The sequence below is a fragment of the Mesorhizobium sp. LSJC269B00 genome, from assembly GCF_000502815.1.
In the GTDB taxonomy this organism is placed as follows: domain Bacteria; phylum Pseudomonadota; class Alphaproteobacteria; order Rhizobiales; family Rhizobiaceae; genus Mesorhizobium.
In genome coordinates, this window is sequence record NZ_AYVN01000012.1 from 165089 (window position 1) to 186001 (window position 20913).

At 58.8% G+C, this 20913-nt stretch carries 17 protein-coding genes and 7 pseudogenes; 8 read left to right on the plus strand and 16 right to left on the minus strand.

The window, feature by feature from the left end:
- Positions 1–173: 173 nt before the first annotated feature.
- From X771_RS141470 to X771_RS1000000165990, 6 genes and pseudogenes are all read right to left on the minus strand, one after another.
- Positions 174–677 (minus strand): hypothetical protein, encoded by a 504-nt coding sequence (locus X771_RS141470; RefSeq protein ID WP_023689675.1) that lies wholly within the window; start codon positions 675–677, stop codon positions 174–176.
- A gap of 285 nt (positions 678–962) precedes the next feature.
- A complete protein-coding gene (locus X771_RS0134795) occupies positions 963–1139 on the minus strand; it encodes a hypothetical protein (protein ID WP_023689676.1) in 177 nt (58 codons plus the stop codon).
- Between the two features lie 249 nt (positions 1140–1388).
- A complete protein-coding gene (locus X771_RS141465) occupies positions 1389–1601 on the minus strand; it encodes a hypothetical protein (protein WP_023672559.1) in 213 nt (70 codons plus the stop codon).
- Between the two features lie 106 nt (positions 1602–1707).
- Positions 1708–2334: a hypothetical protein gene (locus X771_RS0134800; protein ID WP_031203038.1), complete on the minus strand. Its 627-nt coding sequence runs from the start codon at positions 2332–2334 to the stop codon at positions 1708–1710.
- A 1691-nt stretch (positions 2335–4025) separates the two neighbouring features.
- Complete coding sequence (locus tag X771_RS141460) at positions 4026–4553, minus strand: DedA family protein (protein ID WP_023672568.1); 528 nt, start codon at positions 4551–4553, stop codon at positions 4026–4028.
- 47 nt (positions 4554–4600) lie between these two features.
- Positions 4601–4907: pseudogene (locus X771_RS1000000165990) on the minus strand (CorA family divalent cation transporter); the annotation flags it as partial.
- Positions 4908–5488: 581 nt separating this feature from the next.
- Here X771_RS1000000165990 and X771_RS141450 point away from each other — a divergent pair.
- On the plus strand, positions 5489–6013 hold the full coding sequence (locus tag X771_RS141450; RefSeq protein ID WP_031203040.1) for an OmpA family protein: 525 nt from the start codon (positions 5489–5491) through the stop codon (positions 6011–6013).
- Between the two features lie 213 nt (positions 6014–6226).
- On the opposite strand, the gene X771_RS141445 is transcribed toward X771_RS141450, so the two are convergent.
- Positions 6227–7183: a DUF1402 family protein gene (locus X771_RS141445; protein WP_023672572.1), complete on the minus strand. Its 957-nt coding sequence runs from the start codon at positions 7181–7183 to the stop codon at positions 6227–6229.
- Positions 7184–7672: 489 nt separating this feature from the next.
- Here X771_RS141445 and X771_RS141440 point away from each other — a divergent pair, with 489 nt between their 5' ends.
- The 4 genes and pseudogenes from X771_RS141440 to X771_RS1000000167290 form a co-directional block, all read left to right on the plus strand.
- Positions 7673–8983 (plus strand): hemolysin family protein, encoded by a 1311-nt coding sequence (locus tag X771_RS141440; RefSeq protein WP_023672573.1) that lies wholly within the window; start codon positions 7673–7675, stop codon positions 8981–8983.
- Between the two features lie 288 nt (positions 8984–9271).
- Positions 9272–10279, plus strand: coding sequence for an AI-2E family transporter (locus tag X771_RS141435; RefSeq protein WP_023672574.1), 1008 nt, complete (start codon positions 9272–9274; stop codon positions 10277–10279).
- A gap of 770 nt (positions 10280–11049) precedes the next feature.
- A pseudogene (gene tnpB / locus X771_RS1000000167285) lies at positions 11050–11330 on the plus strand (IS66 family insertion sequence element accessory protein TnpB).
- A gap of 93 nt (positions 11331–11423) precedes the next feature.
- Positions 11424–11705 (plus strand): annotated as a pseudogene (locus tag X771_RS1000000167290) (IS66 family transposase); the annotation flags it as partial.
- 28 nt (positions 11706–11733) lie between these two features.
- Here X771_RS1000000167290 and X771_RS01000000165360 read toward each other — a convergent pair.
- From X771_RS01000000165360 to tatB, 4 genes and pseudogenes are all read right to left on the minus strand, one after another.
- Positions 11734–12277 (minus strand): annotated as a pseudogene (locus tag X771_RS01000000165360) (IS66 family transposase); the annotation flags it as partial.
- A 144-nt stretch (positions 12278–12421) separates the two neighbouring features.
- A pseudogene (locus X771_RS1000000167295) lies at positions 12422–13090 on the minus strand (undecaprenyl-diphosphate phosphatase); the annotation flags it as partial.
- Between the two features lie 108 nt (positions 13091–13198).
- Positions 13199–13978 carry a CDP-diacylglycerol diphosphatase gene (locus tag X771_RS1000000165995; protein WP_023689683.1) on the minus strand — a complete coding sequence of 260 codons (780 nt, stop codon included), beginning with the start codon at positions 13976–13978 and terminating at the stop codon, positions 13199–13201.
- 227 nt (positions 13979–14205) lie between these two features.
- Positions 14206–14541, minus strand: a complete 336-nt coding sequence (tatB, locus tag X771_RS01000000165365) for a Sec-independent protein translocase protein TatB (RefSeq protein WP_023672582.1) — start codon at positions 14539–14541, stop codon at positions 14206–14208.
- 197 nt (positions 14542–14738) lie between these two features.
- On the opposite strand from tatB, the gene X771_RS01000000165370 reads away from it, so the two are divergent.
- Entirely contained in the window at positions 14739–15059 is a 321-nt protein-coding gene (locus tag X771_RS01000000165370; RefSeq protein ID WP_023689684.1) for a hypothetical protein, read from the plus strand.
- 287 nt (positions 15060–15346) lie between these two features.
- On the opposite strand, the pseudogene X771_RS141430 reads toward X771_RS01000000165370, so the two are convergent.
- The 4 genes and pseudogenes from X771_RS141430 to X771_RS1000000169405 all read right to left on the minus strand — a co-directional run.
- A pseudogene (locus X771_RS141430) lies at positions 15347–16111 on the minus strand (DUF2333 family protein); the annotation flags it as partial.
- Between the two features lie 23 nt (positions 16112–16134).
- Positions 16135–16596, minus strand: a pseudogene (locus tag X771_RS141425) (DUF2333 domain-containing protein); the annotation flags it as partial.
- Positions 16597–17300: 704 nt separating this feature from the next.
- Entirely contained in the window at positions 17301–17744 is a 444-nt protein-coding gene (locus tag X771_RS1000000169400; RefSeq protein WP_023672586.1) for a universal stress protein, read from the minus strand.
- A gap of 13 nt (positions 17745–17757) precedes the next feature.
- Complete coding sequence (locus X771_RS1000000169405; RefSeq protein ID WP_023672587.1) at positions 17758–18054, minus strand: hypothetical protein; 297 nt, start codon at positions 18052–18054, stop codon at positions 17758–17760.
- A 671-nt stretch (positions 18055–18725) separates the two neighbouring features.
- On the opposite strand from X771_RS1000000169405, the gene X771_RS0134845 reads away from it, so the two are divergent.
- Positions 18726–19460, plus strand: a complete 735-nt coding sequence (locus X771_RS0134845) for a helix-turn-helix domain-containing protein (protein ID WP_023672588.1) — start codon at positions 18726–18728, stop codon at positions 19458–19460.
- A gap of 179 nt (positions 19461–19639) precedes the next feature.
- Positions 19640–20344 (plus strand): tetratricopeptide repeat protein, encoded by a 705-nt coding sequence (locus X771_RS05790; protein WP_023672589.1) that lies wholly within the window; start codon positions 19640–19642, stop codon positions 20342–20344.
- Positions 20345–20442: 98 nt separating this feature from the next.
- Here the strand turns inward: X771_RS05790 and X771_RS0134850 are convergent, their stop codons facing one another.
- Positions 20443–20715: a hypothetical protein gene (locus tag X771_RS0134850; RefSeq protein WP_023672590.1), complete on the minus strand. Its 273-nt coding sequence runs from the start codon at positions 20713–20715 to the stop codon at positions 20443–20445.
- Between the last annotated feature and the right edge of the window lie 198 nt (positions 20716–20913).

Consider the following 20913-nt stretch of genomic DNA (forward strand, 5'->3'; position numbering starts at 1 on the left):
AATGCTATTGGAATCTTCACTTGTCTAGCCTCAGTTCGCGCTCGGTACATATGAAGGTTCTTGGGCGCGCTTGTACCGGCGATTTGAGATACTGGTTTGGTGTTAATTGAGCTATCGCTAATCTATGGTCGTACCTCGCCCGTAGGCACGAGGGCGGAACGCGCAGGCGTGCTTCAGAAACCCGCCCGGCGGGCGAAATGTTCATAGGTCACGCGCCAGGGGTCGCTCTCCGCGCGTCTCTCCTCGCCGATCCAGTGAAAGCTGTCGGCGGTGATCTCGGTGAACCGCCACCGCGCCTGCAGGCCGCGCGAGTCGGCGCCCATCTGGACGATGTCCTTGCCTTCGGCCCGCCCGATCTGGCGCGAGTAATCCTGGTTGAGCGGATCGCTCCAGATAATGTGCCAGCCACCGATCCCGGGATCGAAGACGCGCAAGGTCGTGCCATACATGGTGGACGGGGCAGGGCGCCTGGGCCTGATCCAGATGTCCTGAATGGCGCGGCCTTCGAGCACCCAACCAAAGTGACACTCGCCATCCCATTTCTGAATTGTGCCGTCGTTGCGGTGGTGGAGCGTCTCCATGTCCCAACTGCCGATCAACCATCCATACAGGTCCATGTCTTTCGCCCGGTCGGCTGGCGGACCTTCGGATGCGAGAGCGGTAAGAAACGTCGCCATGATTGTCTCCAGGCAAGCCGCGCCGAAACGCTGGGCGTTCCAACCCTTGCACCGTTGCGGGTTCCTGGTCTTGGGAAAAATTGCGGTAATGCTGCTGTGAAGGCAGCCGACCTTCCGCGTTCGCGCCATACCAAATCTATGCGTGAATGCTAATGTAGCGTCGGCGGGTACCCCAATGCCCGCCTGGCCGGCGCCTCCTCAGGCCATCTCTTGAATGAGCGGCGCCGGCCGCTGATTTGGGCGGCGACCAAATTCCCGCCGGAGGAATATGAGGCGGGTAGGCGATTATTGCTGGGCAGTTTTGGCAGGCGTTCCGATATCGGTCTGTATCCCCAGAACGTCCGCTGCCCAATCGCGCAGTTCCGGAGAGGCATCGCCGGATTTCATGATCGACACGGCCAAAGCGGCCATGTCCGCGGGCGGCTTGCTGTTTGAAGCCACATAGGTGATATAGCCGGCCATGATGGCGCATCCCACCGAAATGACCGGTGGGACGATTTGGAGTGCCGCCAAAGCTATTGCGCGCCAGCGGCCTGATCGGCTGGGTGCCGGAAGCTCATCCTCATCCACAAGGTTAGTCCATTCCACACTGCTCACCAGCCGGGAGAACGTTCTCCGTGAGGATTGTCTACATTAGTTAAAATGCGGATAGATCCGCGTTGGGATGCCGAGGAACTTCGTCAAAGCGCACCGAGGGCAATGCCCACTGCGCTAGGCGAAATAGATCAACAGGGCGAGGAGTCCAAAGACAACGATAAGGCCAACTGGCCAATACCGTACGATCTGATCAGGATATTTCTCGCTCAGGCTAAGCAACCGGTCCTCGTAAGGGAGACGACTAAAGCCTGCCGGGCCGTTCTGTTGCTTGATGTCCCGGAGGATGCGGCGCGATTCCCTGATATCTCTGTCCTCTGGTTCGGCCATTGCAAAAGTCCTCCCTGCCGGGACCGATCTTAGCTTGTTTACGTGAAGTGCCCAACAGCGTCGACCGGATCGCACGCCAGCGGCGCATGACATCGTTGGAACCCAATCAATTCTCGGGTGGCGCTTCATCTTCCCAGCCGGCCAGCTCCGGCAGGTCGTCAAGCCAGCTTTTCTCTGTGATCGAGGTTTCGCCGGTCTGCGGCACTTCCTCAGTCGCGTTTTGAATAAGCCAGTCCATCCACTTGCGATAGGCAGCCGGCGCCAATTCGGGCGGCAGCACCTTGGCCTTGGCCAGCATGCGTTTGCGGAAACTGAGTTGCCGGCGCAGTTTGGTCGTCGTGAATTTTATCGCCTTGCCCTGGTATTCCACCGTCCAGCGCCCATCGCCGTGGCTGGTCAGCCTGTCGATGGCAAAACCGGCATCGACGGGCCTGTCCCGCCAGGGAAGCTCGATGGCATTCCGCCTCAGATCGAGAGCCCATCGCCGGTAGTCGGCCCCGGTACGCCGCGGCGGCAGCACGCCAGCCTGTTCGAGGATTTTCCTGCGAAAGGTCGGCTGCTTCTTGATCTGGCCGGTCGTCAGCTCAATGCGGTGCCCGCGCAATTCGACATGCCAGCGGATCCTGCCGTTGCCGACATATTTTGCCAGCCTGTCGATGACGAACTCGTCGTCGGACAACTCCACGCATCCTTGGCGGATGCGTTCGAGGATGTACTGGCTGTCAGTGGGCATGACGTGCCTTGGCTGGGGTTCCTGGAAGCTTTTCGAACTTTCTGGGTCAGGCCTCAGCCCGAATTGCTGGCACTTGTGAAGGACGTCGGGGCGCATGTATTTGCTCTGGGGCAGGCTTGATCGACGTATGTCGGATTTCGTCCCGGGGATGAACTGGCCCCGCTTCATCGCCCCTTCGAGACTCTTTGGGAGAGCCGTCAGGGTGAAACTTCCGAGCTGCGAGACTTGGACGCCGGCATGATAGCCAAGCGTCGCCGCTCTAAGCCTGGGCAACGTCTGCCCCCGCGGCGCCTTGGCATCCCGCGCCAGAGTCTTCGTCGCTACAGCCACTCGCAAGCCGTTCAGCGATGAGGTGCCGGTGGCGCCATGGATGCGGTCGAAGAACCCCACGCCGGTTGTGCGCGCGGCTGTCGGCTTCGCCTTCGCCTCAAAGGTCGGCATCTCCAAGGCTTGGTCCAGAGGCGTGGGGAACGAGACTAGCAGCCTCTCCATGTCCGCGCCGCTGCATCCCCAAACACGTTGGCCGGCCGCCGGTTGGCCATGTCGCGCGACGTTACCGACTTGGGCGGCAATGAAGATTGTTCCGGCGATGCCTGTTGGGCGCAGCGCCGATTTTCCGTCGCTAAAGCGGTTCAATGGGCAGGTTGACATTCTCGTATCGGGCTCCTTCCGGATAGACAATCTCGGCTGATCTCAGCCACTTATCCATTCTAGTGATGTAGTGGGTGATGCTCTCGCTCGATTTCAACGCCTGAATAACGGCAAGAAGCTCAAGATATACCATGTTAAGTTGAATTTTTTCTTTCCTTGGTTTTCAATTGTGATCGACATGTGAGACCACGCTCTGTCGATTGCTTTCTCGCTCAAGTGTTTCCGATGATCCGAAACATGCGCGGCCTTTCTTATCCGCGACGTATTTAATGACTCCCTCCGCCGCACCGGTGTTCCATGTACCGCGATCGCGAGACCTTTCAGATATTCCGAGAGGGAGACGTCGGCGTCGTCCCGAAATCGCCAAGGGGTCCCAGTCAAAGGAGGTTGCCCCTTTAGCGAGAACACAGCAGCGATATTTCGGGAGCCGATCCCCGGCCCAAGGGTAGTTACCGCACGTCAAAAGCACGGCGGGGTGAATAGGGTCGAAATCCAGCATCCGCGCGAGAACTCTCAGGCCCGAACTCGGGATCAAGAGGCGTCCCGCGTTGAACAAGTCTCTCTCCGATAGCAAACGCCGCAGAATGGTACTGCGACCGCGGATTTCAGCGGGCAGTTCCGCCACATTTGTGGTCATCTCCCTGGTCACGAACCGAAAATCCTCCACAGTTATCCGGGCAAGATCAAACTCCGCTTCAGAGAGAAGGCGATCCGGCGATTTTAACCGAAAGTGCGGCTTGACCAAATATGAGAACAGTGGCGCTTTGGCTGGCTTGTCCATTAGCAATCCTCAAGGACCAAGCATGCAGCATACACGTCTCTGGTCGGGCTTATGGGTCGAAAAGTTCGGCGAAATCGCCATTTTCTAGCGACGGTTGTCGAGGTTCGGCCATGTGGGTGCCACCCGGCCCTCCGGCGGGTGGCCAGGGGCAATCGCTAAGGCCGACACTGTGCACTGATCGGGGCGAGCGGCTTACCGCGCCTTCAAGGGTAACTGCTTGGAAGGCGGATCGACAAGCTGCTCGCCCGGCGTGAGTCGCCTACATCCAAGCCTGCAGCCATTTGAGGCCGAACGCACCGGGCGCGAGTATCCCTGTCGCCCAGAGGATCGCCGAGGAGACGTTGGCGATCTGGAATGTCAGGACGCGCATTTCGCAGATACCTGCAACCAGCGGAACGGATGCCCGCAACGGACCGGAGAAGCGGCCGATAAACACCCCAAGCCCACCCCAGCGTTCGAAGAATCTATGGCCACGCGGAAGCAGATCTGGGTAACGCTTCAGCGGCCAATAGTGCGAAACCCGGTCTCCCAGCCGCGTGCCAACCCAGAAAGACAGCCAATCGCCAAGTGCCGCGCCGACGATAGCGGCGAGCCACAACGGCCAGAACGCGATCCCACTTTCGCCGATCAGAAAACCGATGCCAACGAGGATCACGGTCGCGGGAAGTAAGAGCGAGATGAAGGCCAGCGATTCGCCGAAGGCCAGCATGGTCACGAGCGGAATGCCCCATGCCTCATGCGCCCGCATAAAAGCGATGGTCGCTTGCGTGATCTCGTCGAGCCTCATTCGTTGGTTTCCTGCTTCACCCCTACCAAGGCGACAAATCCCGATATTTAGAACCAACCCCGCCACTTGAACCAACCAACGGAATGATAGCGCTGAAAGCGATCATGGCCAGTCCATAGGGGTAGCCGAAGGCCCAGTCGTATTCGGGCATGGTCTTGAAGTTCATGCCGTAGATGCCCGCGATTAGGGTCGGCGGAATGCCAACGATCGAGACGATGGTGAGGATTTTGAAGATGTCGTTCTGGGAGATGCCGATCAGCCCGACCATGGCATCGAGCAGGAACTGCACCTTATCGGAGAGATGGACCTCATATCGTCCAGCGAAGCCACGTCTTGCTTCAGGCCGTTCATTCGTGACGCTACCTTCTCGTCGCCCCAGTCCCCGGTCATCGCGGACGCGAAATCGATGGCGCGCCCCAGGGCAAGCAAGGCAAGGCATCGCGCTTTTCCGAGAGATAGTCACCCAGCCGGCCGACATGGCGCAACTGGGCGCGAATAACCTTGTTTGAGCGGATCGCCTTACGGCCCTGGCTGTCCGGCACATGGAAGGCGGCGGCAGAAAGGGTGCGCAGGTCCGTCGACTTCGTCGCCCGGCGAGGCGCGCGGCACCGTCGAGACCTGCAGCGGCTCCAGCGTCTCGCTGCCTTGGCGCCTGATCTCGAATTCGAGGCTGGCGTCCTCCGACGGAAGCGGTCGCGAGCCGTGAAAGCCCAGCAGCACTAGGAAAACGTGGCGCCGGCTGGTCTCTCGCATCCTTGACCGCGCCGGCAGCGGAGTGGCAGCAGTCACAAAGAGCCTGATTGTCACCCTGAAACAGCTGAATGAGTAACTTATCTCGGCTTGTCGCAACCATAGTGTGGTTGACCCGGCACGCGCTCCGGATTTATTTTGGGAATTATCCGATCGTGACGTCGATTTCCATGCTGGAGGCCGCTATGCGGATAGGCACTTCTTTCTTGGTGCTGGCGACTGTGCTGGCGTCTTCAAATTCGTTTGCCGACCCTGTCCAAACGTCAGAAGACATCGTCAAGTTTTTCGGCAATGCGACTGATCTGGGCCCGTCGCGTGGAATATGCATCGGCACTGAAGACGAATGCAAGAGCAAAGCGGACGCGTCAGTGCCAATCGGCCTCGACATGTTGATCAATTTCAGCCTCGATTCTGCTGAGTTGCAGCCGGAGGCGCGAACAAAACTCGGCGAATTTGCCAAGGCGCTGAAAGACAACCGTCTAAGGGCGCATAACTTCATCGTCGAAGGCCACACCGACGCCTCGGGCTCGGCTATCTACAATCAAGGACTTTCGGAACGACGGGCGCAATCAGTGACGGCATTCCTCCTATCGAACGGAATCGAACCGTCACGCATCAGGGCAATTGGCGAGGGCAAAAGCCATCCGAGAGTCGCCGATCCCTACGACCCGGTCAACCGGCGGGTCGAGATGCGGATAAACTTGCCATAGTCATATTGGACTGCCGGGGGGTTTCGTCGCGTTGACATTCTCGCGGGACGTTCTGAGTTCAATGGTGCTCGAATGGCACTTAGGCCAACTCTAGAAAATGCCGCCTTCCGAATTTCGCCACCAATGTCGGGCTCTGCTCCGTCTGCGCGGCGCCTGACCTGCGGGTGATGGTCTGCCAACGCGCTTAACCGCGCGGCGGCCAGCGTTGATTGCTCACCCTTGACCGTCAAGAAGGGCTCGCAATTCATCGAGTTTGGTGTTTACGAACCAGCCGTAGTAATTCTCCACCGGCAGCTTTCGTCCGGATCCCTTTGCCGCAGCTTCGCGAAGTTCGGCTGCGCGACGTTGCGGCTGGCCGACATTGTAGAGCGTTGCTGTAATGCCCGGATTCCCGGAAATATCGAACCCCTCCTCGGCATACGCGTCGATCGCCTCCCGCAGGATGGCGGTCGTGTAGATCACGCTGCGCTTCGGATCCATGATGTCGCGGTAGATTGCCTGCGGCCGATCGGGTGAGAGCTTTTCAAAGCCGCTCACCCGATTGACCAGGTCGGTCACTTCCAGCGCCGCCAGAGGGCTGATCTGGCCAAGCCCGAACGTCTGGCCGGCGAAGAACGGTTGAAAGAACGCCCTTTGAAAGGTCACGTTCTCATAGGCGACATTGCCGACAGTTTTTCCGAGGAACTGTGTGTTCCAGACGTCGGTTCGGCAGCTCCACAGTGCCGAACTCCCTTTGGCAGGGGTGCAGCCGGAAAATTCCGGGCGATTGACAAACGACTGCAGCGAAATGCCTTTGTAGCGGAATTCGAAATCCGCGTTGGCGTATGCCAGGGCCTTGACGTAGTAGGTTTGCGCCGCATCAACGCTGCTGACGTTGTAGGTATGTTCGCCGACAAGCGCGCCGACAACGTGGATCGGATCGATACCATAGGCAGCGGCCGTATCCTTGATCTGTTGCACGAGCTTTTTATCGTTACTCAGCAACGCCAGAATCTTGTGGTACTTGGCGTCGTAAGTTGTCTTGAAGGCGCGCGTCCTATTCGCTGACGCTGCGGGAATCGGCGGCTGCTGCTCGAACCGGTTTCCGGGAGGAACGACGGTGAGGCCCTTCGCGAGGGCTTCGAGGCCCAATCCGTTGGCAAACACCAGGACAAGGGCGGTCAGCGCCATGAGCGCGTGCCTAGTATTTTTCATGTGTCGCCCCCCGATGAGCAGGGGATACACCCACGCTCGCCGCCCGTTCCCGTATGAACCAATCAAGCTCGATCAGCGTGGCACGCCGGTTGTCAACGCATGACCGCGATCGCCGGGCATGATCGCGCCCTGGGTGTGACGTATCGGTCACTATGCTGGTGCTGACGCCAGCAAATCGTTCGCGGGACCGGCATCTCGGCCAACCTGTTGCCTTGCGAATCTTCGAACACGAGTCTCGCGTTGATCGAGCGTACCGCCCTTGGAAGGTTGCTTTTCACCCTAAACGTTATGATCGGTCCCGTCCGTCCAGGCTTAGCGCACCAAGTTCAGTAGTACGAGCTTGTCCGACCTTCCGCTCAAGCAGTCGCATTGGTGTCACTGCCGTCGGTCCTTGCTACGGATCGCTGCAACATAGTGGTCGAATGCACCTTTTCGTTCCCGCTTCGCAGATGCTAAACGTTCGCTATGCTTTACATTGAACTCGCGACCGTCGTCGTCCTGATCTGCATCAACGGCCTGCTTGCAATGTCGGAACTAGCCGTTGTCTCGGCGCGACCGGCTAGGCTCAAAGGTATGGCCGAACGAGGCCTGAAGGGTGCCAATCGTGCGCTGGCGCTTGGTGCCGATCCCGGAAAATTCCTATCGTCTGTCCAAATAGGGATTACATTGGTGGGCGTGCTTTCCGGGGCCTTCTCAGGCGCTACGCTGGGCGAGCGCCTGTCATTTCTCTTGGCCGCTAGCGGCGTGCCCGGCAACATTGCAGACGCCTTGGGTGTCGGTATCGTAGTGGCAGTCATCACCTATGCCTCTCTGATCGTGGGAGAACTTGTTCCCAAGCAGATTGCACTTCGCAATCCGGAGGGCATAGCAATGCGTGTAGCTCCGGCGATGACCATCGTTGCGAAAATTGGCGCACCGCTGGTGTTCTTACTGGATTTCTCCGGTCGTGGTTTGCTGTGGCTCTTAGGCCAGAAAGGCGAGTCCAAGGAAAAAGTCACCGATGAGGAAATCAAAATGTTGGTTGCCGAAGCCGAGCATCACGGGACCATCGAGGCAGACGAACGCCGGATGATCGCGGGCGTCATGCGTCTGGGAGACCGGGCGGTGCGCGCTGTTATGACACCACGGACCGATGTGGACTGGATCGACATTACCTGGGAAGAAACGAGAGTGCGCAAGGCGATCATCGAGACGGAGCATTCTCTGCTGCCGATTGCCGAAGGTACGGTCGATGCAATGATCGGCGTCGTGCAGACCCGCAAGGTACTGGCGGGCATGCTCAATGGGCAGAAGGTCGATCTCTGGCCTCACCTGCAGAATGCGCCGATCGTGCACGACCAGGCGGACGCGCTTGATGTGCTGACAACACTGAAAGGAGCACAGGTGCCTGTGGCCCTGGTCCACGACGAGTACGGTCATTTCGAGGGCATTGTGACGCCGGCCGACATCCTCGAGGCGATCACAGGCGTGTTCCGTTCCGATCTGGAAGCCGAGGAAGAAACGGCCGCCGTGCAGCGCGAGGATGGGTCATGGCTGCTTGCGGGGTATATGCCCGTTGACGAGATGTGTGATCACCTTGCCATCGAGCTCCCAGAAAATCGCGATTATGAAACAGTTGCCGGTTTTATCCTGTCGCACATGCACCATTTGCCGGCGACAGGCGAAACGGTCGAAGCGGACGGCTGGCGGTTTGAAGTCGTCGATCTTGACGGCAGACGCATCGACAAGGTCATGGCCAGCAAATTACCCAGCGGACGCCGGCTCGCTCGGCATTAAATCAATGATCGCGCAGGATGGCAGCCGCATGTCTCTTACTGCCGTTCGCGACGATTCATTCACGCCTTGTCGGGCAGAACGAGCGTTCCGAAGGCGCACATGCCAATTCGACCTGATGGACCGTGTCGCATGGATCAAAGTATGAACGACAACCATCAAGCTGCAAACCGGGAAGAAATGTAGGCGGCTAGCTTCACACACGTATTGGGCGCGTGTTCGCTTGCGCATCACCGGGTATCAAAGCTAATGGAAACCCGGAGAGGACTTGGCTGCTTCAGCAGGTGAAAAGTGCTGCCTTTCTCACGGTTCTATCTCGCGTCGTGCCTGCTCGCGCTTATAGCGCTGGTCGCCGTTCTTGAGCTCGGCCTACTTCCGGCACTGCTTTCAGGCCTTCTCGTGTTCAACCTCGTTCATTTCACCGCACCGATGCTCCATCGAATCGGCGTCTCCAACAGCCTGACGAAAAGCCTTGCGCTGACCTTGGTGGCCTTGATTTTCACGCTCCTGATAGCCGCCGCTATCTTTAGCGGCGTGTCGCAATTGACTGGCGGTTCGGAGAACGTCGTGACGCTCCTCAAGAAGATGGCCGAGATCATCGATACCGCGCGTGTCCATCTCCCGACTTGGGCGATGGCCTATTTTCCGTCGAATATCGAGGAACTGGAAGTCTTCGCGGCCCGGTGGCTCCGCGAACATGCCGGCCAGCTTCAACTCGTCGGGCGGGATGTCGGCGTCCTGGTGGTCCACATTATCGTCGGCATGGTGATCGGCGGCTTGATCGCGGTGAGCTCGGCGGCGCCATCGGGCGAGCCCGGCCCACTGGCGATCGCGCTGGCGGATCGTGTCAAAATTCTGAGCAAGGCCTTTCGCAACATCGTGTTCTCGCAAATCCGGATTTCGGCCTTGAATACGTTTCTAACGGCGATCTATCTCGTCGCTGTTCTACCGTCCTTCGGAATCGATCTGCCGTTCATCAGAACGATGATAGCGCTGACTTTCGTCGCCGGCCTTCTGCCGGTCATCGGCAATCTGATCTCCAACACCGTGATCGTGGTCGTCAGCCTCAGCATCTCCTTCCTTGCAGCGATCGGCTCGCTTGCCTTTCTCATCGTCATTCACAAGCTCGAATACTTCGTGAACGCCAAGATCATTGGAACGCGGATCAATGCGCGTGCCTGGGAGCTTCTTCTGGCGATGGTTTTCATGGAGGCCTGGTTCGGTATGCCGGGTCTTGTCGCCGCGCCGATCTATTATGCCTATCTGAAGGCTGAACTCACGATGCGCGGGCTAATCTAGGATTGGAGCAATGCCGATCGAACGAAACCGATCGTGTCGATGATATCCTCGTGCTCTGGTTAACAGGCCAGCTAGCGTCAGCCTCATTGATTAAGACGGAAGGCGACGGCGGCTGCGATGCAGATTGCCGAGAAGACGGTGTGTGCGTAGCGGTCAAATTGGGCGCGATGCGCCGCTAGTCCTTCAGCTTGGCGAACATGTTCTCGATCTTGTGACGTTGGCGGCATAGGGTGTTGTCGTCGTCGATCGGCTTGTTTCCGCTTTTGACCGGTGGGGTGCATTTTGAGTATCCATCCGGCGTGTCGCGCCTTGTTCGGGTGATGAACGAGTGGTCTTAAGCGTGCTCTTATGAGCGCACTTAGGAGCAGTTGATGGGTCAGATCACGTTGCTCACAGGCCCCGAACGTCGGCGGCGGTGGAACGAGGCGGAACGGCGCCAGATTTTGGAGGAGGCGTTTTCGCCGAGACCTGTGTGACGCAGGTGGCGCAGCGGCATGACGTTTCGACGCCGCTGATCTACACGTGGCGCGCAAGCTGTGCGAGCACGTCCCGGACCCGTCCCTTACAGAGGCGGTGGTTGTCGATGACGACGTCGGCCATCCACTGGAGCACCGGCCGGCTATTGTCGTGGAGGTGGTAAAGGGCGGCCGGGTGAGCATCTTCGCGGGAGCGACGCCCACGCTGGTTACGGCAGTGGTAAAGGCACTGCGGTGATCCCGCCGGGCGCGCGGGTGTGGCTGTCGATGGGTCACACCGATATGAGGAAGGGCATGCAGGGCCTGGCTTTGCTGGTGCAGCAGCACCTGAAGCGCGATCCCCACGGTGGTGATCTCTACGATTTCCGCGGACGCGCCGGATCGCTGGTAAAGACATCTGGCATGACGGGATCGGTATGTCGCTTTATGCCAAGCGGCTCGAGAAGCGCCGCTTCATTTGGCCCCAGGTGAAGGACGGTGCAGTGTCGCTGACGAGCGCTCAGCTGGCGTGTTTGCTCGACGGGATTGACTGGCGCAACCCGCAGTACAGCTGGCGTCCGGTGAGCGCGGGATAGGACACGGATTTCCTCAGCCAAAGCGGCATTTTTCGGTTGCACCGAGAGACAGTGTGCTGATTCATTTCGGTCATGGAAGCCGCCATTTAGCCCCTGCCGGACGATGTCGAAGCGCTTAAGGCCCTGGTTGTTTCGATGGGCGCCGAACTTGCCGCCGCGAGGGCTGAGGCGTCGGCCAGGGAAGCTCTGATCGGGCACCTCAAGCTGCAGATCGCCAAGCTCAGGCGCGAGCAGTATGGCCCCAGCGCCGAGCGCAGCCGCCGGCTCCTGGACCAACTTGAATTGCAACTCGAGGAACTCGAGGCCACAGCCAGCGAAGTTGACCTTGCCGCCGAAGCGGCGGCGACCAGGACGACCAGTGTCACCGCCTTCGAGCTTCGAGCGCAAACGGCCACGTATCGGCGCCGCCGAAGGGCCGGTCGTCGCGGACATAGACCCACAGCCTGCCGATATCGGTCTTGCCCTTGGCGAGGACCGGCACGTTGTGTCGTCGCCGTGCAATCGGTCGGCGGCGAGAACATGAGCCTCGATCCGGCGATAGAGGGGCATGAGCGCGAAAGTGGCCGCGCCAACTTGGTCGGCGAGCGTCGACAGGCTCAGTGGCACGCCCTCGCGAGCGAAACGTTCAGCCTGGTGGGTTAAGCGTTGATGCTGGCCGTACTTGTCGAACAGCAGCATGGCGAGCAAGCCAGGACCTGCCCAGCCACGCGGCACGACATGGAACGGCGCCCGCGGCTGGGTGATCGTCACAGTTCCGGCACGAGAACTTCTCGCGCACCGTCTGGATGACCTTCCACTGACGCGGGATCACCTCCAGTGTCTCGGTCACGTCGTCGCCGAGCTTCGAAAGCCGCGTCCCGCCGCAAGTCGGACACGAACATGGCGCGGGGGATGACGATGCGCTCACGTGTCAGATGCTCGGGAAACGGCTTCTTCACCGCCCGCCGCGCTGTTCCACTATTCGCGCGACCGCCGTGGCGAACATCTTGCGCTGTTCGCGTTCGCATGGTTTCGGAGCGACCCCAAGAAAGCCCAGCACACAAGGCGCCAACAACCGCCTGACCCAATCCTGCGCCGCCATTTGTGAAAAGATCGGGGACCTTGAGCACGGCAGCCGCCAGGATGATTGGGGTGGCCAGCAGGAATGAATAGCGGACGGCGTTCTCGTGAGAAAGCCCACAGGCGAGCCCACCGCTCATGGTCAGTCCGGTGCGAGAAAATCCCGGTATTAATGCGAAACATTGCGTGATGCCGATGATGACGGCTTGGATCCATGAAAGGGCAGCAAGCTTCCCGTCATCGTGGGCACCTTCAGTCGCGCCGCGCGAACGCAACACTTCGACGACATAGAGCATTGCGCCATTCAGTACGAGCACAGCCGCGACGAGTGTCGCGGCTGCAAAGAGCTGCTTCAGTCGCTCTTCGAACAGAAGCCCAAGGAGTCCGGCCGGAATGGTGCTGACGATGAGAAGCCATCCCAGCTTGGCATAGGTGTCATCGGCGCGGATCTCGTGTTGTTTGAGGGAGCGGAGAACACCACCGATGATGCCTAGCCAATCGCGCCAGAAAAAGCCCAGCAACACGAGAGCCGTCGCCAGGTGCGTCAGCACCAAAAAGGCGACAAATGCATCGCTCGATCGGTCGACGGGCCAGCCAAGCAGGGCAGGGATCAGAACGGTGTGTCCCAAGCTCGAAATCGGAAAGAGTTCGGCGAAACCCTGCAAAAGCCCCAAAACGATCGCCTGGAAATAAGTGATCATAGGTCCGTAATCCCGGAATCTTGGTTCCCCAAAATAACGTCGATACCAACTTTCAAGGGGTGACGGTATCAGGTGCGGCCATTGGCCTCTCCAAATACCTCGTGGCGCTCATCGCGAAGTGCAGTCGTGATCTAAAAGGCGCTCGGCGGCGGAGTGCTCCCAGTTGGCCAGAATGTAAAACCCTGGCCTGGCATGGGCCAGTTCGGCCCCAACAACGACGATATTTACCCGATGCATGGCGCGCCGAGCCTGCGGCAACCCGGCAGCAACAATGCCGGCCACGTTGGTGGCTGCCAAATCCGGCCGATCGACCGCCTTGATCCAGTAGCGTTTTCCCATCAGCGCCAGGGGGAACAGCTGCCATGGGCCTTCGGTCTTCGGCCCGGTCGAGGCGAGTTTCTTTTCTACCGATGCTGCAAGGCAATCGACGTGGATGTGGAACTGATCCTGGGACCGCGCAGTTCTGGAATTCACCGCCAGGGCAACCGCCGTTCGTGGCAGATATCGTCCAAGGCTCGCCGAAACCCTGTTTCGAACTTCCCATGCCCGATGCCAGAGTTGGGCACTGTCCTCCTCACGGAGCGGCGGGCTTTCAATACCGGCAACAGCCGCAAGTGGCATCAACAGAAACTCGGTCCGAAATCGGGGCGACTTGATGAGAGCCGACCCAGGTGCGCCCTGTTTGGGCAGGACCACTTCCTCGCAAGGGAAGGCGCTGCCAAGATGCGCCGCGGCAAAAGCGCAAGTCTGCACAACCTGCCAGAGCGCGTTGCGATGCGCGGGAGCGGAGCCGACGCTACTGGCCGACACCGTTACAAACAATGTCAGCAGTGCCCGGAGGACCCTGTCCCGAGCCAAAAGGCCCCACAAATGGCGTTGGATGGTCATGGGTAGCGGAAACCGGCAGGGCAAGATTGCCAACAATATCAAAGCTTCTGGACGACAATGATGGAGGAACTGCGACCTGCAACCGGGTATGTAGCAGCCGAAATGTCGGTCACGAGGCTTGGAGACTGAGGCTGCGTTCGGCGGAACCGGGATGGTATCGGTGGAGCCGCTGTTTGACTCCTTGAGATGGTTTCGTTCAAGCGGGCTGTCGCCCTTTTGGTGTCAGATCACCGGTTGGATGCGGTGGACGCCAACTTTGAGTCAGCGCTCTGTTCAGCAGCCGGATTGCGATCGTTATCCTTCCCTTCGATGGCCTTATCAGCGCTTTGCGATACACTTTCCATTGAATTCTTTAGCACCGAGCGGGTTTCCTGCAGGTCGAGTTCCTTCTCGGCTTGTCGTACGGCGTCGTCAAACTGCTTTCGAAAATCACCAGCGATCCCATTGAATGTCTTCATCATTGCCCCCGCCGATCGCATTACTTTTGGAAGCTCCTCTGGTCCGAAAACAACGAGCGCCACCACAAAGATGACCACCAGGTGGGTCATGCCAAGTCCGAACATCGGTAAGTCCTCTCGCGCACATCGCCGGCAGTGACAATCTCTCCGCGGTTTTGCGTCGACCTATCGGGTAGCGGTTCGATCGACACCGCCGAGCCTGCCATCAGACCGCCTCGCGTGGGCCATTCCAGTATGCGCCGCGCGATTGTCGTCCATACTTCGCGCCATGTGGCACCACCCGTCAACCCGAATATCAAGCCATGCTCACAGCAAGCGGACACCACGCCGGAGCGGATGGCACACGGCCCAGAATCTTTGAAGCGGGCGCCTACTCCTTTTCTGACGAACTCGGCGGATTACGGGTCATTTCAGTCTCGGGAGCAGGAACGAGGGGCGCCCCCATCGTGGTCACCGGGGAACTTGAATCGGTTGATCCCGTAGCCCTGACCATACGGACCATCCGGCCGGTTCAACCCTTCGGGCACTTTGGCAACTACGCCGCGGGTTTCATTCCCCTCAAGATCGTCGCCCTCAACAACAGTCGTCACGCCTGGGTCGAATTCGAGCTGGAGTTGCATTAGATTCTCAACAGCCGAGCGATTTCGGCGACGGGCTTTGGTTCGACAAGGCACGCCGCGGGACGGGTCCAATTTTGTCAAGCAGTTTAGCCGGACCTCACGACCGCCTCCTGTTCCGCAAAGGCAAGGTCGATCCGTGTAGCGATGGTGCGGACTTGGTCAGGCCTGCGAGCACAACCAGTTTCCCGGATGAAGGCCATTACTCGTCAAGACACCCACCCAGGAGGCGTGCTGAAAATTCGGTTCTGGGCGAATTTCACCGTTCACAAAACTGGGTCGGTGGCAGCGAGTTACTGCGCAATAACGTTGCTAATCTCGATCATGTTTGAGCGCACGCGCAACATGTAGAAGCCAATTGTCGTTAGGTGATTCGGCAGCAGCCAGCCGTCCTCGCGGCCGTTGGCGATGATTAAGGGCCGGATGCGCAGCGCCGAGACGAACTGCGCATCCATGGTGTCCCACAGGTTCTGCAGGTGCTTTTCCTTGATCACGTCCTCGAAATCGGCCTGGGCGCCCTTCATCAGCCCGTAATAGGCATAGAGCTGACCATAGGAGAACCAGAAGCGGTCGTCGGCGCGGAAGTCGAACCAGCCATTGTTGTGGTTCTCGGCGCGTTCCTTGAGGATCGCCGAGGTTGAGCCGATGTCGGAGGAGATGCGGTCGATATACTGTTTCAGATTGTCGGCTCGGGCATCGAACGTCGCCTGGCAGGTGGCCAGCCGAGCATTGAAGGAGCGCAATTTGCGAACCGCGTCGCGATAATAGCTCGGCGTCGGCGTCTTGGGTCCGAACGGGTTGAGGCCGAAATACCAGGTTCCCTCATCGAACTGCAGATTGCCGCGCGCATCCTGTAGGTCGGTGTCGATCTGCGATGTGGTGCGCACGCGGCCGAGATTGTCGGCAAGCTCGGTGGAGGTGCGCCGCACCGCCTGGTTGATGCCCCGCTGGAACGAGGCCTTGTTGTCCATGAACGGCGTGTGGTCCCAGTCGATGCCGAACAGGCCGAGTTTGTAGAGGATCATCGACGAGATCCAGGCATTCTGGTTGACGTTGAAANGGTTGATGCCGCGCTGGAACGAGCCTTGTTGTCCATGAACGGCGTGTTGTCCCAGTCGATGCCGAACAGGCCGAGTTTGTAGAGGATCATCGACGAGATCCAGGCATTCTGGTTGACGTTGAAATCGGTGAGGTCGGCCGCGACCTGGGCGATACCTGAATTGCCGCAGGTCTTGGCGGTTTCGGTGCCAGCGCCGGCCGCGACCTGTTCGCCGGCGGAAATGTTGCGGTTCTCGAAGGTGTATTTGTCGACGTAGTTAGGGTCGAACTTGTTCCACCACTGGGTGGCGTAGAAGAAATTGGCGTAGAGACCGATCAGAACCAGCAGCGCGAGGCCGACCGCCGCCTTCAGGATCCAGCCGCGCTGTGTGTACCAGCGCCCGGCCCACAGGAACGGCCAAAGGATCACGCCGATGGCGAGGCCGATGCCGCGGCCGATCCACTGGAAGATGCGGGTGAAGAAATTCACGATCGGATCAAGCATGGCTCTCGTTCACCCCTTCAGCATGATGCCAAAAAGTTGCAGACTTTTTGGATAACATCATGCGCCAAAACAATAGGTTAGAACGAAATGACGGCTCATTTCGTTCTAGTCAGTCAAGCCGTAAAGGCGCGTGCGAAACGCCACCTTGTCCTTCAAATATGTGGTTTGCAGAACGACGCGCTGCATAGACCATCCGTCCCGGTTTTCAAACCGCATGGTTACTCGGCACACACCATACCTCGCCTAGCCATTCGCACACGACAGGCAATTTCGGCGCTTTTTATGAGCGCGCCTTCGTGCCAGTTTACTTCGTTCTGATATCGATAGACGTTCGCCAAATGCAAGCAGTGTGCCTCTGCGAGATGCCCGTCTTGACGTTTGAGACTGCCAACATCATCTAGTGTTCGCTCAGCCCCAGACTTCTGGCTCTGTGCGAGTTCGGCCTCAAGTGGTTGCAGGCGCGGACGTGGTGGGCACCAAAGGCGGACCGTCATTGTCGGCCTCTGGCAGGGGCAGGAATCAATCGTAGGTTCCGCGAACGGCTATGCTCCCGGTTCAGGTCGAGTTCGATATCGAAGGCAAAACAATCGGCAACTCACGAGCAATCCGGCAGTTTCGTCTTGGGCTAGTTTAGAACCTGATACAGTGCGCCGCTGGCACAATCGCAGTAGCCAACCCGCCGCCGACAACTCTCGGGCAGATTTCTAGTGCGACAAAAGGACAGGCAGGCGCAGATCGCCAAGAACGCTTTTGGTTGCTCCACCCACGACAAAATCTCTCATCCGGGAATGGCCGTATGCACCCATAACAAGCAGATCGGCGCCCATGCTGACAGCGCGCGCCTGAAGCGTAACGCCAATGGGGCGATCTTCGAGGTCGATTGAGATCCCCTCAGCGGGAAAGCCACGCTTTCTCAGGCTCAGGGCGAGGCGTTCGCCAATATCGCGCAGCGACTTTTCGTCTGTCACTGTCAGTACCGTTATCTTTGAGGCACATTGCAGAAACGCGTGCGCATCGGCAACGGCCCGGGCCGCAACGCGGCTACCATCCCAAGCGATGATGACATGATCGATCGCACCAACGTTTGCGTCTTCCGGCAGAATTTTGGTTGGGCGACCCGAACCAAACAGGACCGCATTAACGGTCATGCGCGCAGTCTGGTTATTTGGCTCCAACCCAATCAAAGCAAAATCGAAATAGCGTGACTGAGTTGCCGCAACATCGCCGATAGATGCTGGCTGAAACAGCAATCTCCTCGGTTGTGAGGAGCGATCCGACGCGTGCCGCTTCAGCTTTCAATGCCTCCAGCAAATCGAGCCCATGCTTGCGGCTGGTCGCTTCTGTCTCCCGGATCATTTCGGGAAGATCGATCAAGTATCGCGAAACCGGATTGGAAATACCCGGAATATCGACATTGATCGTCAATGCATGAAGTGCGGCACCAACGTGCTTGACCACCGCGATGTCGCCAGAGGAAGTAAGGCAATTTTGCTCATCAGACCTCAACCCCGTTATTTCGACCGCCGTCGACCATTGGCCCAATGCGTGTCACACTCAAGCCAGCCATTTCAGCCTGCAAAAACTCAGACGACCGAGGGTTGTTACTGCCTATCCAAGGCGATCTTGCGCCGCGCCGATTCCGTCCTGAACGACTGTGGCTATAATGGCAGGCATCCAGGAACAGAGATGGCAAATGACGATTGGCCTGCTTGTTGCCATGAGCGCAGTGCCGCTCGCAAGCATTGTTTGAACAGTAGCGGTAGCCGATGATGTGGCCGCAACCCAGCGGTTCACGATCCGCGGGGGGGAAACCACGTTCCGCGACCATCCTGCTAAATCAGGATACCAGCCAACTTGGATGCTGGGGAGGCTGCGACACAACTTGGAGCACCCGACGCGCCAGTATTGTGTCCCCCACATCATGTCCGACAGGACGCGACATTTGAAGATGCAGTAGGTCCTCTTTTTCCACGATCGTGTAGGATTTTCAGTTACCGACAGGATAATATGCTGAATGATGAAATGGCACTTTGCTTTTCGCGAGCGAGGTACTCCAAAGCTGAGCACGTGGGGACGTGATCAGGACCCGACTTCGCAACTGAGCTTTGGCGTTCAAAGGAACCAAACGCGTGAACCATCAGGCGGTGGAGCAAGCTGACACAAGAGCGGGAGGGGTTGAAGCTGTCGATCGCGCGCTTTCGATCCTCGGGTGCTTCACAGAGCATGACGAGGGTTTAAGCCTGGCTGAGATATCTTCTAGAACGGGCCTATACAAAAGCACGATCCTTCGGTTAACGGAATCCCTTGTCCGCAGTGGCTACATTGTTCGCATGGCGGACAAGCGCTTTGCTGTCGGCCCTACGCCGATGATATTGGCCTCATTCTACCGTCGTCGTTTTAAGATAGAGGCATTCGTTCGGCCTCTCCTTTTGAGCCTTGTCGAACAGGCGGGTGAAAGCGCATCGTTTTTTCGAAAGGAGGGAAATGACGGAATTTGCCTATTTCGCGCAGACTGTCGTCATTTGATCCGTGATCAAATCCGAGAGGGTGATGTGCTTTCGCTTGACGGTCACGCAGCTGGCCAAGTGCTTGCACGGTTCAGTACCGCTAAGCCTAGGACGCGAACAGCTCTTATGGCGAAGATTCCGTTTATATCGCTCGGGAAGGGAGATTCCGAAACAGCTGCGATGGCCGTACCGGTTTTTTCAGGCAGCGAGGGCTTGATCGGAGCGCTGGCTGTTTCTGGGCCGCTGACCAGATTTACGCCGGAAAAGTTGGTCAGCATCAGACCGCTTTTGCTGGGTTTTGGCGAACGTCTATCGATATCCCTTGCGAGCAAACAATATGCACAAGCGCGCTCATAGAATGGTCGTGACCAGCACGTGTCTGCTTAAGGGAAGGGGAGTAGCAGTTGGGGCGGATTGGTGGCAAGCGAGGCTCCAAGTCGGTTACTCTCTGCTCTGTGGCAAGTGGTCCCGCCAAACATGACTGGAATCGACATCGGCCCCTTGCGGACATGACTGCCAGTGAGCGTCCAAGCATAATGCGCACCAATCAAAACGATAGTGACGATCTGATCCGCCGCGCTTTGGCCGCGTTCAATTCCGGCAATCATCGCCAAGCGATCGATGTGTGCGAATTGGGCCTGAAGCAGCACCCAGGCGACCCGGCGCTTTGCCATCTTCTGGCGGCTGTATTGTTCGCCAAGGCAGATCTGCCGGAGGCTCGTGCGCGCATCGAAGCAAGCCTTGCCACTCGACCCGACAATGCGCCCGCCTTGATACTGGCATGCCGGATTGCCCGGGCCGAAGGCAGGTTTGAAGCGGCGTTTCAGTTCCTGGACCGCGCGGCAAGACTGTCATCTCAGGCGGAAATGCTCGTCGAACGGGCACGCACCTTCGATCAAGCAGGCGATGCCCCTGCGGCGAGCGCGTCCTGGACACTTGTCTTGCAACGGGATCCGAAATCCGGGGAGGCAGCGGCGCGCCTCGGGCGCCTTGCATGGCAGCGCCGAGCGGCTGTCGAGGCGGAAGGTCTGCTCGAACGCGCAGTCGCTGGCGGCGGGCATCCGTCGGCCTGGTTCGACCTCGGGCTGGTACGTCAGGACATGCGCAAGTTCGGCAGCGCTGCACAGGCCTATCGACGCGTGCTTGAGATGAGCCCGGCGCCCCGGAAGCGGCTGTCAATCTGGGTGTCGTCCTGCAGGAAACCGGCGACCTCGACGAGGCCATGGCAGCGTATTCATTAGCCTATGGTCTCAGCTCATCCACCTTCAGCGTCATCGCCATGGCGCTGACGTCGGCGCCAAGGGGCCGGCTGTGGCTTGATGAGAAAGCGCTGCGTCGCTCACTCGCTGGCGGAGCGTCCCCGCCTGGCGCGAAACCGCTTGCGGTAGACGCCGGGCGTTGACAGGACATCGGCGACCGTCTGCGCATAGGATGCCTGTCGCTTTTCGTCGAACACTTCGTATTCGAGCTGCGGCGCGGCCCGCGGAACCGCAAAGCACTGCGCGACTGGAGTTCCTTTCCTGAGCACGCCAGAGAATCCGGGCTCCGTCCAGATCGCCGGGAAATTGATGCCCCCATCGCTGAACCGGTCGGAATCCACCAGGCCAGTCACCAGCCTGAAGGGAAGATCCTCGCGATTGACCGGATGCGTCGCGAAGAGCGACCAGCCGTCCTCGATCTGTATGGTCCAGAAGCTGTTGAATTTGATAGCGGCTTGACCGGGAGTGGCAAACGGGCTGGGTTGTGTGCGTCAAGTTCTGCAAAATGGGGCGGCCATGATGCTGGTCATGCGGCTTGGCGCAGAGCGAGC